The organism is Pantoea sp. X-Soil-OKNW-556 (assembly GCF_059730695.1).
In genome coordinates this window covers 35,629-50,173 of the sequence record NZ_AP035994.1, presented here as the reverse complement: position 1 = coordinate 50,173, position 14,545 = coordinate 35,629, and the positions used below count along the sequence as shown (strand labels likewise).

The window sequence follows — 14,545 nt, the reverse complement described above, 5'->3', positions numbered from 1 at the left end:
TTTCAGGAGAAACAGAATGACGTTAAATGTAAAAGGCTATGCCGCTTTTGCCGCCAAAGAAGATTTGGTGCCGCATAATTTTGTGCGTCGCGATCCGCGTGACAATGATGTTGTCATTGAGATCCTTTACAGCGGTGTTTGCCACTCCGATATTCACAACGCTTACAACGATTGGGGCGGGGCCAAATACCCGATGGTGCCAGGCCACGAAATTATTGGTCGTGTCACGCATGTGGGTAAAGCCGTGACCAAATTCAGCGTTGGCGATCATGTCGGCGTGGGTTGTATGGTGGATTCCTGTCAGCATTGCAGCGCCTGTGAACAGGGGCTTGAGCAGTACTGCGAAGAAGGGAATACCCTCACCTATAACGACCTTGATCGTCATGACCAGATGCCGACCTATGGTGGCTACTCCGACAAAATCGTGGTCACGGAAAAATTCGTGGTCAAAGTGCCAGAAGGTCTGGATCTGAAAAGCGCGGCGCCTCTGCTGTGCGCCGGCATCACCACCTGGTCGCCACTGCGTCACTGGAATGTGGGACCGGGCAGCAAAGTTGCCGTGGTCGGTCTTGGCGGCCTGGGGCATATGGCGCTGAAATTCGCCAAAGCGCTGGGGGCAGATGTGACCCTGTTCAGCCGCTCACCGAATAAATCGGAAGATGCCCGCCGTCTCGGTGCTGAACATATCGTGATTTCCACCGACGATGCGCAGATGAAGGCGGTGTATAACCAGTTCGATCTGATTATTGATACTGTGCCGTATGTCCATGATTTGAAACCTTATATCCCTACCCTGGCGCTGAACGGCACCCTGGTACTGGTGGGCTACCTGGGCGAACTGGACCCGGTACTGAATAGCGCCCCGCTGGTGTTGGGCCGTAAATCTGTCGCCGGTTCGGTGATTGGCGGGATTGCGGAAACGCAGGAGATGATGAATTTCTGCGGCGAGCATGGCATCACGTCAGACGTCGAAATGATCAACATGCAAGATATTAATGATGCGTGGCAACGGATGTTAAAAAGCGATGTGAAATATCGTTTTGTTATCGATATTGCTTCGCTGAAGTCTTAAGAAACAAGGGCAGTGGCGAGCCACTGCCCTTTCGCGTTACGCCTGATAGCGCACCGCTTCAATCAATTTTGAAAACGCAGCCGTATGTTGTTTGCGACTGGGGTAGTAAAGATAATATCCGGCAAAAGGTGCACACCAGTCATCCAGCGCAATCTGGAGCCTTCCCTCGTCAATGTATTTTCGCACGCAATCTTCCGGCACATAGGCCACACCCATCCCGGTTAAAGCCGCATCAACACGCGAGGCAAGGTTATTAAAAATTAGCTGCCCTTCCACTTTTACCCGAATCTCTTTGCCATCTTTATGGAATTCCCAACTGTAGATGCCACCCAGAGTGGGTAAACGCATATTGATGCAGTTATGGTTCTGGAGTTCATACGGCGTCTCAGGCATACCATGTTGGACAAAATATTCCGGTGCTGCCACCACCACCATGCGCCAGTCGGGACCAATCCTGACCGCCACCATATCTTTTTCAACCTGTTCACCCAGGCGAACCCCGGCATCAAACCGGCCACTGACAATATCCGTTAAGGTATTGTCGACGGATAATTCAACGTTGACTTGTGGATAGGCTTGTAAAAAGGGTTTCAACAGCGGCCAGAGTGTCGATGCCAGCGCATGCTCTCCCGCGGTAATACGAATATTGCCGGAGGGTTTTCCCTGTTCGTCGGACAATTGCAGCAGGGCCTTTTCGATATCGGCGATCATTGGCCCAACATTTTGAATTAACCGCTCACCGGCTTCGGTGGGGGCCACACTGCGGGTGGTACGGGTTAATAATCGTGTATTGAGCCGTTCTTCCAGTCCCCGAATGGAGTGGCTCAACGCCGATTGCGACACCCCGAGTTTGGCGGCGGCGCGGGTAAAACTCTGCTCGCGCGCCACCATCACCAGATAGATGAGGTCGTTAAAATTTTCCCTGAGCATCAGTGTGCCTCTTTGTCATCTTTTGTCAGGCTCAGGCCTTGACGGCGATACATAAACTGAAATATATGTGAGTTACTCACGAGTTGACCAGAAAAAACTCATCGCGTGTGATGGGTGTCATGTTCTAAGCCAGATTCCGTGCCGATACTTAACCTTTTGTAGCGTGATTAATGAATGCATCTCATAACGGTTATAAATTTTTAGCCGCTAATAAAGTGTAATTTGTAATGATACTATTATTCCGTAGTTCGTTATTCCCTTTATGATTATGTGAGGTTTCCATGAAAACGTTAATTGCTTCCGCCTTTGCTCTGGCCAGCGTCTTTGCGGTTCAAAGCGCCTTTGCCGTCGATGTCATCAATGATGCCGCTGGCAAACAAAAAGTCGGTGTTGTTTCTGCGTCTGGTGCTTATTCGCTTGATGGCCTGACCAACAAACTTGCTGACAAAGCCGAGGCGGAAGGTGCCACCTCGATGAAAATCATCGCCGCCGGTGGTGAAAATAAACTTTATGGTGTGGCGGAGATTTATAAATAACCCCCCCTTCTAAAGACGAAATATCCCTGAACAAGCTCACTGCCCGATATTCTTAGCCCTGCTGTGCATACGATTTGTTGGTGTGTTCACTGCCCGTTTCGCTTGTGATTTATTTCGTCTTCCTTCATCTCTAACCTTAATTTTATTAATAAGGTGCAAAAGAAATGGATCGACACGAAGTTATCATCCATGACTTAATTGCGTGGATTGACGAAAATATTCGCCGCCCTCTTAAGATAGAAGACGTTGCTCAGCGATCAGGCTATTCAAAATGGCACTTACAAAGAATGTTTCAGCGCATTATGAATATCAGCTTAGGCAATTATATTCGTGATAAAAAGCTGGAAATGGCCGCGCTTGATTTGATTCAAAGCCGTGAAACAGTCATTGATATTTCCGTTAAATATGGTTACGACTCCCAGCAGTCATTTACCCGCTCTTTTGCCAGAAAATACCATGTGCCACCCGCAACCTGGCGGCGTTTACAAACACATCATTTAAATTTTCTGGTTTAACTCATCGTCATTACCGGTTTCCGGGAGAAAATAACAATGCCCCATAACGTGGCACTTAAGCCTCTGGCTTTGCTATGCGCGTTCGTCATTTTAAATTTAACAGGATGTGATGATTCAGCCGGAAAAGCTGCCGAAGTGCAGAGCGCACCCGAGGTGCAGGTCCAGACTCTGGCTACCCAGTCACTGCCCGTGTCCACAGAACTCCCCGGACGTACCTCGGCATTCCGTGTAGCAGAAGTTCGCCCACAGGTGTCAGGCATAATTTTAAAACGCGCCTTCACCGAGGGCAGCGATGTGGTGGCCGGTCAGACGCTGTACCAGATCGATCCTGCCCCTTTCCGCGCCAGCTACAACAATGCCAGGGCAGCCGTGAATGAAGCGGAAGCCAACGCGCGCATGGCACAGGTGACCCTGAATCGCTATCGCTCGCTGACCGGGACAAATTACATCAGCCGTCAGGATTATGACCAGGCACAGGCCACCGCCGCCCAGACGCGTGCCGCCGTGGATGCAGCCAATGCCGCACTGGAAACCGCCCGTATCAACCTCGCCTGGAGCACTATTACCTCGCCGATCAGTGGCCGTATCGGGCGTTCATCGGTGACTGAAGGTGCGCTGGTGCAGGATGCGCAAAGCGATGCGCTGGCTACCGTGCAACAACTGGACCCGCTGTACGTCGATGTCACCCAGTCGAGCCAGGATTTCCTGCGTCTGCAACAGGAACTGGCCTCCGGTCGTTTGCATCAGAATGCCGGTAAAGCGGTGGTCAGCGTGATCCTTGGCGATGGCTCTGTCTATCCCCATAGTGGCACGCTGGCATTTTCTGATGTCACCGTTGACCAAACTACCGGCTCCATCACCCTACGCGCTATTGTCCCCAACCCGGATCACGCGTTGCTGCCCGGTATGTTTGTCCGTGCCCGCCTGGATGAAGGCACCGATCCCAATGCATTGCTGATCCCACAGCAGGCGGTGACCCGTACGCCGCGCGGTGACGCCACCGCGCTGGTGGTTGACAGCGCTAACAAGGTAGAAGTGCGCACCATCAGCGTCTCGCAGACCGCAGGTGACAAATGGCGCGTGACTGGCGGTCTGCAATCCGGCGAACGCGTGATTGTCTCCGGCATTCAACGTGCCCAACCCGGTATGACCGTTAAACCTCTCACCGCCCCTTCGCCCACAGGAACCGCCGACTGATGTCCAGATTCTTTATTGACCGCCCGATCTTTGCCTGGGTGCTGGCAATTATCATCATGCTGGCCGGGGGAATTTCGATCCTGAAACTGCCAGTGGAGCAATACCCGGACGTTGCGCCCACCTCAGTGCAAATCCGTGCCACCTATCCAGGTGCGGATGCCACCACGTTGCAGAACACCGTGACCCAGGTGATTGAGCAGAACATGAGCGGGCTGGATGGCCTGATGTATATGTCCTCCACCAGCGATTCATCCGGCACGCTTCAGCTGACGCTGTCGTTTGAGAACGGCACTGACCCGGATATCGCTCAGGTGCAGGTGCAGAACAAGTTGCAGCTCGCCACCCCCCTGCTGCCGCAGGAAGTGCAGCAGCAGGGCATCACCGTGCGCAAATCCTCCAGCGTGTTCTTCCTGGTGCCCGGATTCGTCGATGAAACCGGCCGCATGAGCATGGAAGATATTGCCGATTACGTGGCGGCTAACCTGAAAGATCCCATCAGCCGTATCAACGGGGTGGGGGATACCACGCTGTTTGGTTCGCAGTACGCGATGCGTATCTGGCTCGATCCCAACAAGCTGAACAACTACCAGCTGACGCCGGTGGATGTGATGAGCATGATTGAAACCCAGAATGCGCAGATTGCCGCCGGTCAACTTGGTGGCGCGCCGCCGGTAAAAGGTCAGCAGCTTAACGCCTCGATCATTGCCCAGACCCGACTCACCTCGCCGGAAGAGTTTGGCAACATCCTGCTGAAAGTGAACAGCGACGGCTCGCAGGTGCGTCTGCATGATGTGGCGCGGATCGAGCGCGGCGGTGAGAACTATAACTTTGTGGTTAAAATCAATGGCAAACCGGCGTCAGCATTGGGTATTCAGCTGGCGGCAGGCGCTAACGCGCTGGATACCGCCAATGCTATCCGCGCGAAAATTAATGAATTGAAACCTTACTTCCCGCAGGGACTGAAGGTGGTCTATCCCTACGACACCACGCCGTTTATCAGTATCTCGATCCACGAGGTAGTGAAAACGCTGTTTGAAGCCATCGTGCTGGTGTTCCTGGTGATGTACCTGTTTTTGCAGAGTTTCCGCGCCACGCTGATCCCGACCATTGCCGTACCGGTGGTGCTGCTGGGTACCTTTGGCATCCTCGCTGCCTTCGGTTACTCGATTAACACCCTGACCATGTTCGGCATGGTGCTGGCGATCGGTTTGCTGGTGGATGACGCCATCGTGGTGGTGGAGAACGTCGAGCGCGTGATGGCTGAGGAGGGCCTGAAACCGAAGGCCGCCACCCGTAAATCGATGGGGCAAATTCAGGGGGCGCTGGTCGGCATTGCGCTGGTGTTGTCGGCGGTGTTTGTGCCGATGGCGTTCTTTGGCGGCAGTACCGGGGTAATCTATCGCCAGTTCTCCATCACCATTGTTTCCGCGATGGCGCTCTCGGTGCTGGTGGCGTTGATCCTCACTCCGGCGCTGTGTGTCACCATCCTGAAGCCGGTTAAACCCGGTAGCCACGGGCAACATCGCGGGCTGTTCGGCTGGTTTAACCGCAAGTTTGAGCAAAGTGCACATCATTACACCGGTTCTGTGGCGCGTATGCTGAACAAGAGCGGGCGCTATCTGGTGATTTACGGTGTACTGGTCGCCGGGATGGCGGTGCTGTTTATGCGCCTGCCCACCTCGTTCCTGCCGTCGGAAGATCAGGGGGTGCTCGCCACCCAGGCCATCCTGCCGGCCGGTGCTACCCAGGAACGTACCCAGGCAGTGCTGGATCAGGTCAATGATTACTACCTGAACAACGAGAAAAGCAACGTTGAGAACGTGCTGACGGTCAACGGCTTCGGCTTTGCCGGACGGGGCCAGAACGTGGGGATCGCCTTTATCGGCCTGAAGGACTGGTCACAGCGTCCGGGTGAAGAGAACAAAGTTGACGGTATTGTCAGCCGTGCCGCTAAAGCGTTCAGCAAAATCATGGATGCCAATGTGGTGGCCTTTAACCTGCCGCCGATCATTGCGCTGGGTAACGCGACCGGTTTTGACTTTGAGTTGATTGACCAGGGCAGTTTGGGGCATGACAAACTGGTCGCCGCACGTAACCAGCTGCTGGATCTGGCACGCCAGCATCCCGATACGCTGGTGGCGGTGCGTCCGAACGGCATGGAAGACAGCCCGCAGTACAAAGTCAACATTGACCAGGAGAAAGCCACCGCACTGGGCGTCGATCTGTCCGACATCAATACCACCCTGAGCAGCGCCTGGGGCGGCAGTTATGTTAACGACTTCATTGACCACGGCAGGGTGAAAAAGGTCTACGTGATGAGCGACGCGCCGTATCGCATGATGCCAAAAGATATGGATAACTGGTACGTGCGCGCCAGCAACGGCAAGATGGTGCCGTTTGCCAGCTTCTCGACAGCCGAGTGGGTTTACGGCTCACCGCGTCTGGAACGTTATAACGGCCTGTCTTCCCTGGAAATTCTCGGTCAGCCGGCACCGGGTAAAAGTTCGGGCGAAGCGATGGCGCTGATGGAACAACTGGCGAAACAACTGCCACCTGGCGTCGGCTTTGACTGGACGGGCATGTCGTACCAGGAACGCATGACCGGCGAACAGGCACCGGCGCTGTACGCCCTGTCATTGATTGTGGTGTTCCTGTGCCTGGCGGCGCTGTACGAGAGCTGGTCGATTCCGTTCTCGGTGATGCTGGTGGTGCCGCTTGGCGTGTTTGGTGCGCTGGTCGCTACCATGCTGCGTGGGCTGAATAACGATGTTTACTTCGTGGTTGGCCTGTTAACCACCATCGGTCTGTCGGCGAAGAACGCCATCCTGATCGTAGAATTCGCCAAAGACCAGATCGAGAAAGAAGGTAAAGGCGTGGTGGAAGCCACGCTGGAAGCGGCCCGTATGCGCCTGCGTCCGATTCTGATGACATCGCTGGCGTTTATTCTCGGTGTACTGCCGCTGGCACTGAGTTCTGGTGCCGGTTCCGGTGCACAGAATGCCGTCGGCACCGGGGTAATCGGCGGGATGGTGGCGGCAACCCTGCTGGCTATCTATTTTGTCCCGGTGTTCTTTGTGGTGGTGCGTAACCGCTTTGGCGGCAAGCCCCGCGACGATGAGGACGAAGAGGACATCCTCGTGTAATCGTCCCGCCCAGTCAGTATCTCTGGCTGGGCGGAACTCATGAGCAATGCTCATAGGTTTAATCGCATTACGCTATCTAATCACTTAACACCGCCTTTGCTAGAGTGATTGCATCACTCATGAACGACAAAAGAGGAACATCACATGTTGAAAATTATCGCTAACGGCTCCGTTCCATCACGTAAAGGCCCGGAAGAGTATTTCACCGGTACGGTGAGGATCGATGCCCCCTTCAGCGGTACGGAGTCAGCGCGTGTCGGTGGCGCGACGGTCACTTTCGAACCGGGCGCGCGTACCGCCTGGCATACCCACCCGTTCGGACAAACGCTGATCATCACCCACGGCCAGGGCTGGATTCAGTGCGAAGGTGAAGAAACGGTGGTAATGAATCAGGGTGACATCGTCTTTATCCCGGAAGGGGTGAAGCACTGGCATGGCGCTACACCTGACAATGCCATGACGCATATTGCGATTGCCGAATCCCTGAATGGCAGCCCGGTTGACTGGATGGAAAAAGTCACCGACGAACAGTACCAAAAGTAACCGTTACGCTCAGCCGTTAAGCTGCCGCGGCGCTTAACATTTCGCGTGGTTTACTCCGAATTTTCCGAAGCGGCCAAAAAACTGTGCTAAAAAAAGCGTAGTGTTTGCACGTACTCGTAGCGGCGCGATAACTCGCGCCGCTACGATCTGTTTTCTAAAATCCGGGGAACGAGATGAAAAGCGTAAAAGCGACCTCAATTCGTGACGTTAACGACAAGCTACTGAGCGGTGAACATAAAGAAGTCATCATTGATTTTGATATCAGCAGCGATGACTTTTTTGCCCTCTCTGATTACTGGTGTGAGCGGGGAGCAAAGATTAAAAAAGAGGGCGATCGATTCATGATAAAACTCAAAAAAATCAGCATCCCTGAATCTCTCGATCCCTGAGCATCCCCCCCTTCAGACGTGTCTGCGCGCTGGCAGATTGGTCTTGATAGACGAAATATTTACTAAGTTCCTGTTATCTTTGCGTCTTCAATTCTTCAAGGACGCCAGGTAATGACTCATCCTGTTGGCGAAACGAAGCCGCTAATACGTCTGGTCGCTGTGGTGATGACCGGATTCCTCGCCGGTCTGGCGGGGATGCTTCTCGCCATGATCTTGCACAGCATTCAGCATCTCGCATTTGGTTACAGCATGGACCGCATCATCAGTCCCGAATCCTTTCTCCAGGGCGTGACCGATGCCGATCACTTGCGGCGTCTGGCCGCGATTATCACCGGCGGCCTGGTGGCGGGTTGTGGCTGGTGGTTACTGGGGCGCTATGGACGCAAACGTGTTTCTATCAAAGCCGCCGTTTCATCCAACGCCACACCGATGCCGCCAGGCACCACCACCCTGCACGCACTGCTGCAAATTGTCACCGTTGCCTTAGGATCACCGCTGGGGCGCGAAGTTGCCCCGCGTGAAATGGGGGCGCTGGCAGGCGGCTTTATGGCCCGTCGACTCGGATTAGCGGCTGATGAGGCGCGCACGCTGATAGCCTGTGGTGCCGGTGCCGGTCTGGCTGCCGTCTATAACGTGCCGCTGGCTGGTGCGCTGTTTACCCTCGAAGTGTTGTTGCTGTCATTCAGTTGGGAGAAAACGCTGGCGGCGATTATCACTTCGGCCATCGCTGCCTGGACCGCCACGCTGGGTTTGGGCAATGAATCACAATATCACTTTGCCTCTGGTGTCCTGTCTCCGTCATTTCTGGCATGGGCGATTGTTGCTGGCCCGGTGTTGGGAGCTGGTGCGTGGTTGTTCCGTAAAACCACCGGTGCCGCCCGCGCCGAGGTGAAAGACAACTGGCAGATGCCCGTATTCTGTTTGCTGGCATTTTCCCTGCTGGCTGTTCTCAGCCTCTGGTTCCCGGAACTACCAGGTAACGGCAAAGGCCCCATGCAACTGGCGCTGAGCGACAGCATCAATTTTCACCATGCGGCGTGGTTATTAGGTTTAAAAATGGTGGTGATTCTGGCGGTGTTACGCGGTGGTGCCGAAGGCGGGTTACTGACCCCTGGTCTGACGGTCGGTGGTCTGCTCAGCCTGCTGCTCTGCGTACTCTGGCAACTGATGTTCCCCGGTGGCGACATCGGCAGCTTTGCGCTGGTGGGCGGCGCCGCCTTCCTCGCCGCCTCGATGCAAATGCCGCTGACCGCCGTAACGCTGGTGATGGAGTTTACCCATATGAACCATGACTATTTTGTCCCCGCCCTGCTGTGTGCCGCAGGTGCGGTGATCACCTGCCGGGTACTGGAGAAAACGCAGCGTTAATCTAACATCGCCCTGCCCTAACTTAATCCCCTGAGCCGCCTGCGTTGTGCCAGCCAGATCAGCAGCGCGCAGGCGGTCAGCATCATCTCCCCGGTGGTGATGCCTGACCAGCCACCCAGTTGCCATAATGTACCGGCAAGCGCAGAACCGATCGCCCCACCGATAAAGTTGCTGACCACAAAAGCCGTATTCAGACGACTGCGGGCCTGTGCGTCCACCGCGAACAACCGGGTTTGATTAAGTACGTTGATCGCCTGAATCGCCACATCCAGCAATAACACCGCCACCAGAATCGCGATGATGGATGTTGCACCGGCCTCCGCGATGATCAGTGAAACCATCACCAGCAGTAGCGCAGCCCCTGTCGCACCGACCGACCATCCCCGATCGTGCAAGCGCCCGGCACGTCGTGCCGCCAGCGCACCGGCCAGTCCCACAAGGCCGACCAGACCAATCTGGCTGGCGCTAAATCCAAACGGGGGCGCGCTGAGTAAAAACGTCAGTCCGGTCCAGAACAGCGTAAAAACCGAAAAACCGAGGGCACCTAATATCAGTGTCACCTGCACGGTGGGATGCTGCCGCACCACCGTCACCACGGAGCTCAACAGTTGCAGGTATGAACCCGCCTGACGTGGCCGATCACCGGGCAGAGCACGCCATAAGATCGCGGCCAACACCAGCGTCATCACCGCAGCAAAGAGATAAATAGCCCGCCAGCCAAATGCATCGGCCACCAGCCCACTGACGGTGCGTGACGCAAGAATGCCAGTCAACACCCCTGACACCACCGTCCCGACGATCCTGCCCCGCTGGTTGTCTGCCGCCAGGTCACCTGCCAGTGGAATCAGCAGTTGCCCCGTCACCGTGGTAAGACCCACCAAAAACAGCGAGACAAGCAGGAAAGCAAAGGAGGGAGAAAGCGCACTGGCGAGCAGCGCAAGCGCGGAAACCGCCATCATCGCCGGGATCAGGCGGCGGCGATTGTGACTATCGCCAAGGGGGACAATCAACATCACACCCACGGCATAGCCAATCTGGGTCAGCGTCACCAACAAACCCGCATGGCCCGGCAAGATATGGAAGGCATCACCGATGTCGTGCAGCAGCGGCTGTACCCAATACAGGTTGCCCACCGCCATACCGCCAGCAATGGAGAATAACAGGGTCAGGCTTTGGGACATCCCCACTGAGGGTGCCAGTTTAGTCACGCGTTCTCCTTCTGTTCATAACGGAAAATGGCTGGATAATCGGCCTTTTTAGCAAACATCCATCGTGAAATTAAGCCGTTAAAAGCCAATGGTGTTATGAAGTAAAATCATCAATAGCCAGGCGCTTGCTGATGAGTCTTTTGCTAATCTAATGGGACTCTTTTTTTGGTGAAAGTCTTATGGACCTGCTGTCTGATGTGCTTCAACTGCTGTCGGCACAAAGTTATGTGACCACCGGGCAGACCACCGGCCCCTGTTGGTCGATGCGTTACCCTGGCTTTTCCGGCATGAAATTTATGGCGGTCCGGCAGGGAAAAATTTGGTTTCGTCTGGAGGCAGAGAATCACTGGCGAGCGCTGTCGCCGGGTGACGGGGTCATTATTACGCGATCCGCACCTTTTATCATGGCCTCCGACCCGGCACTGCTGCCTGTCTCATCAGAAAGCGTGCCTTATGTGAGAAAAAATGGCCTGGCCGATTATGGCGGTGAAGACAGCCTGTTGCTGGCAGGAAAAATGGAGATTGATCCGGTTTCCGCTGAACAACTTCTCAACGTTTTGCCGGTGGTGATTCCTCTGCATTCCACTTCTGAGTCCTCCTCCACACTTAACTGGCTGATGACCAGGCTGCATGATGAAAGCCAGTCAAATCGCCCCGGTTCGGCGCTGGCGGGCAACCATTTGATGCATCTGGTGATGATCGAAGGGTTTCGTAGTTGGTTATTTTCAGAGGAGGCACAGTTGCATGGCTGGATCGGCGCCTTGCAGGACGCACGGATCATGCGGGCGGTAACGGCAATTCATGCGGAACCGGCCAAAAGCTGGCAACTGATGGAGCTCGCCGCAATTGCCGGCCTGTCGCGTGCCGGTTTTGCCCGTCGTTTCACTGAAACGACCGGGACATCGCCCCTGAATTATGTCACCCACTGGAGAATGCAGCTCGCCAGCAAGGCCCTCCGACTTAGCACCGAACCGATCAAGCATCTGGCGTTTCGCCTGGGCTATGCCGCTGAAAGCACCTTCAGCACCGTCTTCCGGCGGGTTTACGGTGTCTCGCCTTCCGCGCATCGGGCTGCATCGCGCGATGGACCGCTGTATCGACTGTCCTCCTTCAGGGATAAACATGCTGCATCTGATAAGCAGGAATGAGACTTTTACCAAACAAATGTGGATTTCTGATTATTAATAATCCCATCACCGCGCGCTAATATCCTCCCCCAACGCTGACCTGACCGGGTTTATCAGGTGGTGTTTTCTCTGTTTCATCATCGCTCAGGGGCCAACCGATGTTGGCCCGGTTATCTGTGGAATTATCATGCTTATAAATAAAACAGGCCGGGACCGGTTATTCACCGCCGCCGTATGTCTGGGTTTTGTTCTGGTCCAGTTGGATGTCAGTATCGTTAACGTCGGCCTGGAGGTGCTCCGCCATCATTTCGATGCCGGAATCAGCGATCTTGAATGGGTGATGAATGCCTATTCCCTGCTGTTTGCTGCGTTGCTGTTGGGGGCTGGCACCCTGGGCGATCGCTTTGGGGTCAGAAACGTTTTTATCGCCGGGATTTTGATTTTCATCGGCGCTTCACTCAGTTGCGCCTTTGCACCCAGCATATATTGGCTGGATACCGCCCGTGGCATTCAGGGAGTGGGCGCTGCGCTGCTGGTTCCCAGCTCACTAACCTTGCTGCGCCAATATTTTTCAGATGCTCACGCGCGCGCCGGGGCGATTGCCATGTGGGCTGCATCTGGCAGCTTCGCGCTGGCCGCAGGCCCGGTTGTCGGTGGCTTGCTGATTAAGTTGTTGGGGTGGAAAAGTATTTTCCTCATCAACGTGCCTGTCGGCCTGGTGAGCGTGTACTTCACGTTACGATTTGCCCCTGTCAGCCCGCGTTTTCAGCGGAAAATTCATCTCTCCAGTCAGGTGTTGATTGTACTCGCCCTCGGCCTGTTGACCTTTGCCCTGACAGAATCCGCCCGTTTCGGCTGGCGAAGCCCGATCACCTTATCCGCTTTGCTGGTCGGGCTGCTCGCGTTGGTGGGATTTGTGCTGCACGAGAAGCGATCCGCCGATCCGGTGGTGATGCCATCCGTGCTACGCAATAAACTGATCGTCAGCAGCGTGATCATCGGCTTTGTGTGTAACATGGTGTTTTACGGTGCCGTCTTCATTTTCAGTATCTTTTTCCAGAGCGAGCTGAAGCTGACCGCGTTGCAGACCGGTCTGGCATTTTTGCCGATGATGCTGTTCACCGCCGTGGTGAATTTCAGCAGTAGTAAGCTCAGCAGACGTTTTCGCCTCCGCTGGCTGTCCTGCCTGGGCAGTCTGGTGAGCTGTGTCGGTTTCGCGCTGCTGTTATTCATAAAGCCGGACTGGAGCGCCTGGCAATTGTTCCTGCCGATGATGTTGCTGGGGGCCGGAACCTCCCTGGCGATGCCCGGGGTAGCAAACCTGATCTTTTCTCAGGCATCCAATGAGGAAGCCGGATCTGCCTCAGCACTCTTCTCCTGCGCGCGGCAGATGGGTGGCGTCATGGGGGTGGCGGTCTTTGGCCTGCTGATTAGCTACGCCGGTGATGAGAACCTGATTACCGGACTAAAATTGATTGCTGCGATGGCGATGCTGATGTCACTGATTTGGTGGATGATCAGCCGAACACGTTTGCCTGCTTAACGCGATACGACGGGGCCGGAATACAGATCCGGCCCTTTTCGCATCAGGCACGCAATTTCTGCGCTAACACATCCTGGTATTCCGCAATTTTATCGGGACCTGCACCCGCCACACCATAGAAGGAAAGAGGCGATTGGTAGTGCATACCACAATACAGCGCTGTCGCTTTCATCGGCGTCATCACTTCTGCGAAAGTGCTGTTAATCAAACCGGCATGAGAATAAGTAAATTCACTGGCACCGGCCGAAGCAACCACCAACAATTGCTTATTTTTTAGCGCATTGCCTTCCGGACCAAATGCCCAGCCATAGGTCCAGACCTCATTTAAATAAGCCTTAAGCATTGGCGTGAGATTGAACCAGTGAATGGGGAAAATAAACACCACTCGTTCAGCATCGGCATAGAAAGATTGCTCCAGTACAATATCGAAAGCGGTGACATCATCACCGTAAATATCGTCTAAGTTACGTACCACGACATTAGGTTGTGCTTCAGCGGTATGCTCAAGTGCTTTAATCACATGAGAGCGTTGTTTATACGGATGTGAAACGATAATGAATGTTTTCATTGGGTATCTCTTGCAGTCTGAATTAATTAACACATTTTCTGAGAGTGAAATTACACACCTTCAACAATCCAGCTATGGGTAATGGCTGACGTCAGGCGATAAGGAAGAATTGCCTGATAGGCTGGCGAGTAATACCAGGCTTTGGCGGTTTCAAGGTCGGCAAAGCGCACAATCACCGTTTTCCCTTCTGGTGCGGTTCCTTCCAGACAGAAACTTTCGGCCCCCTGTACCAGGAGTTGTGCATTAAAGGTTTTCAGTGTTTCTGCCACCTTTGCCAGGTAGGGTTTCATCCCTTCAGGATCGGTCACGGTAAAAGTAAAAATAATGAAGGCGGGTTTCATAGGAACTCTCCAGATAGCAAGCATATTCAGGGGAAGGCGGTACGACGTGGGGAAGTATAAAAAAT

The 14,545-nt window shown here is 54.4% G+C and carries 14 protein-coding genes; 10 read left to right on the top strand and 4 right to left on the bottom strand.

Annotated elements, in window-relative coordinates:
• Window positions 1-16 precede the first annotated feature (16 nt).
• Window positions 17-1,072, top strand: coding sequence for an NAD(P)-dependent alcohol dehydrogenase (locus AC6I8T_RS26685; protein WP_497834869.1), 1,056 nt, complete (start codon window positions 17-19; stop codon window positions 1,070-1,072).
• A 36-nt stretch (window positions 1,073-1,108) separates the two neighbouring features.
• Here AC6I8T_RS26685 and AC6I8T_RS26680 read toward each other — a convergent pair whose 3' ends face one another.
• Entirely contained in the window at window positions 1,109-2,002 is an 894-nt protein-coding gene (locus tag AC6I8T_RS26680) for a LysR family transcriptional regulator (protein ID WP_497834868.1), read from the bottom strand.
• A 281-nt stretch (window positions 2,003-2,283) separates the two neighbouring features.
• On the opposite strand from AC6I8T_RS26680, the gene AC6I8T_RS26675 reads away from it, so the two are divergent.
• The 7 genes from AC6I8T_RS26675 to AC6I8T_RS26645 all read left to right on the top strand — a co-directional run bounded on the left by AC6I8T_RS26675 (window position 2,284) and on the right by AC6I8T_RS26645 (window position 9,693).
• Window positions 2,284-2,538 (top strand): YdgH/BhsA/McbA-like domain containing protein, encoded by a 255-nt coding sequence (locus tag AC6I8T_RS26675; protein WP_208727227.1) that lies wholly within the window; start codon window positions 2,284-2,286, stop codon window positions 2,536-2,538.
• Between the two features lie 164 nt (window positions 2,539-2,702).
• On the top strand, window positions 2,703-3,053 hold the full coding sequence (locus AC6I8T_RS26670; RefSeq protein WP_208727225.1) for a helix-turn-helix domain-containing protein: 351 nt from the start codon (window positions 2,703-2,705) through the stop codon (window positions 3,051-3,053).
• Window positions 3,054-3,089: 36 nt separating this feature from the next.
• Complete coding sequence (locus AC6I8T_RS26665; RefSeq protein ID WP_208727223.1) at window positions 3,090-4,250, top strand: efflux RND transporter periplasmic adaptor subunit; 1,161 nt, start codon at window positions 3,090-3,092, stop codon at window positions 4,248-4,250.
• Window positions 4,250-7,393, top strand: coding sequence for an efflux RND transporter permease subunit (locus AC6I8T_RS26660; protein WP_497833078.1), 3,144 nt, complete (start codon window positions 4,250-4,252; stop codon window positions 7,391-7,393). The genes AC6I8T_RS26665 and AC6I8T_RS26660 overlap by 1 nt, the downstream gene beginning before the upstream one ends.
• Window positions 7,394-7,537: 144 nt before the next feature.
• Window positions 7,538-7,936: a (R)-mandelonitrile lyase gene (locus tag AC6I8T_RS26655; RefSeq protein ID WP_208727219.1), complete on the top strand. Its 399-nt coding sequence runs from the start codon at window positions 7,538-7,540 to the stop codon at window positions 7,934-7,936.
• A 173-nt stretch (window positions 7,937-8,109) separates the two neighbouring features.
• Window positions 8,110-8,325: a hypothetical protein gene (locus AC6I8T_RS26650; RefSeq protein WP_208727217.1), complete on the top strand. Its 216-nt coding sequence runs from the start codon at window positions 8,110-8,112 to the stop codon at window positions 8,323-8,325.
• A gap of 111 nt (window positions 8,326-8,436) precedes the next feature.
• Entirely contained in the window at window positions 8,437-9,693 is a 1,257-nt protein-coding gene (locus AC6I8T_RS26645) for a chloride channel protein (protein WP_208727215.1), read from the top strand.
• A 17-nt stretch (window positions 9,694-9,710) separates the two neighbouring features.
• On the opposite strand, the gene AC6I8T_RS26640 is transcribed toward AC6I8T_RS26645, so the two are convergent.
• Window positions 9,711-10,901, bottom strand: a complete 1,191-nt coding sequence (locus AC6I8T_RS26640) for an MFS transporter (RefSeq protein WP_244634114.1) — start codon at window positions 10,899-10,901, stop codon at window positions 9,711-9,713.
• Window positions 10,902-11,080: 179 nt separating this feature from the next.
• Here AC6I8T_RS26640 and AC6I8T_RS26635 point away from each other — a divergent pair, with 179 nt between their 5' ends.
• The gene (locus AC6I8T_RS26635) at window positions 11,081-12,049 is read left to right on the top strand and encodes an AraC family transcriptional regulator (RefSeq protein WP_021182276.1); all 969 of its coding nucleotides are present in this window, start codon (window positions 11,081-11,083) and stop codon (window positions 12,047-12,049) included.
• A gap of 166 nt (window positions 12,050-12,215) precedes the next feature.
• Window positions 12,216-13,571: an MFS transporter gene (locus AC6I8T_RS26630; RefSeq protein ID WP_208727211.1), complete on the top strand. Its 1,356-nt coding sequence runs from the start codon at window positions 12,216-12,218 to the stop codon at window positions 13,569-13,571.
• A 43-nt stretch (window positions 13,572-13,614) separates the two neighbouring features.
• On the opposite strand, the gene AC6I8T_RS26625 is transcribed toward AC6I8T_RS26630, so the two are convergent.
• Entirely contained in the window at window positions 13,615-14,139 is a 525-nt protein-coding gene (locus tag AC6I8T_RS26625; RefSeq protein ID WP_497834867.1) for an NAD(P)H-dependent oxidoreductase, read from the bottom strand.
• A gap of 50 nt (window positions 14,140-14,189) precedes the next feature.
• Window positions 14,190-14,480 (bottom strand): DUF1330 domain-containing protein, encoded by a 291-nt coding sequence (locus AC6I8T_RS26620; RefSeq protein WP_497834866.1) that lies wholly within the window; start codon window positions 14,478-14,480, stop codon window positions 14,190-14,192.
• Window positions 14,481-14,545 lie beyond the last annotated feature (65 nt).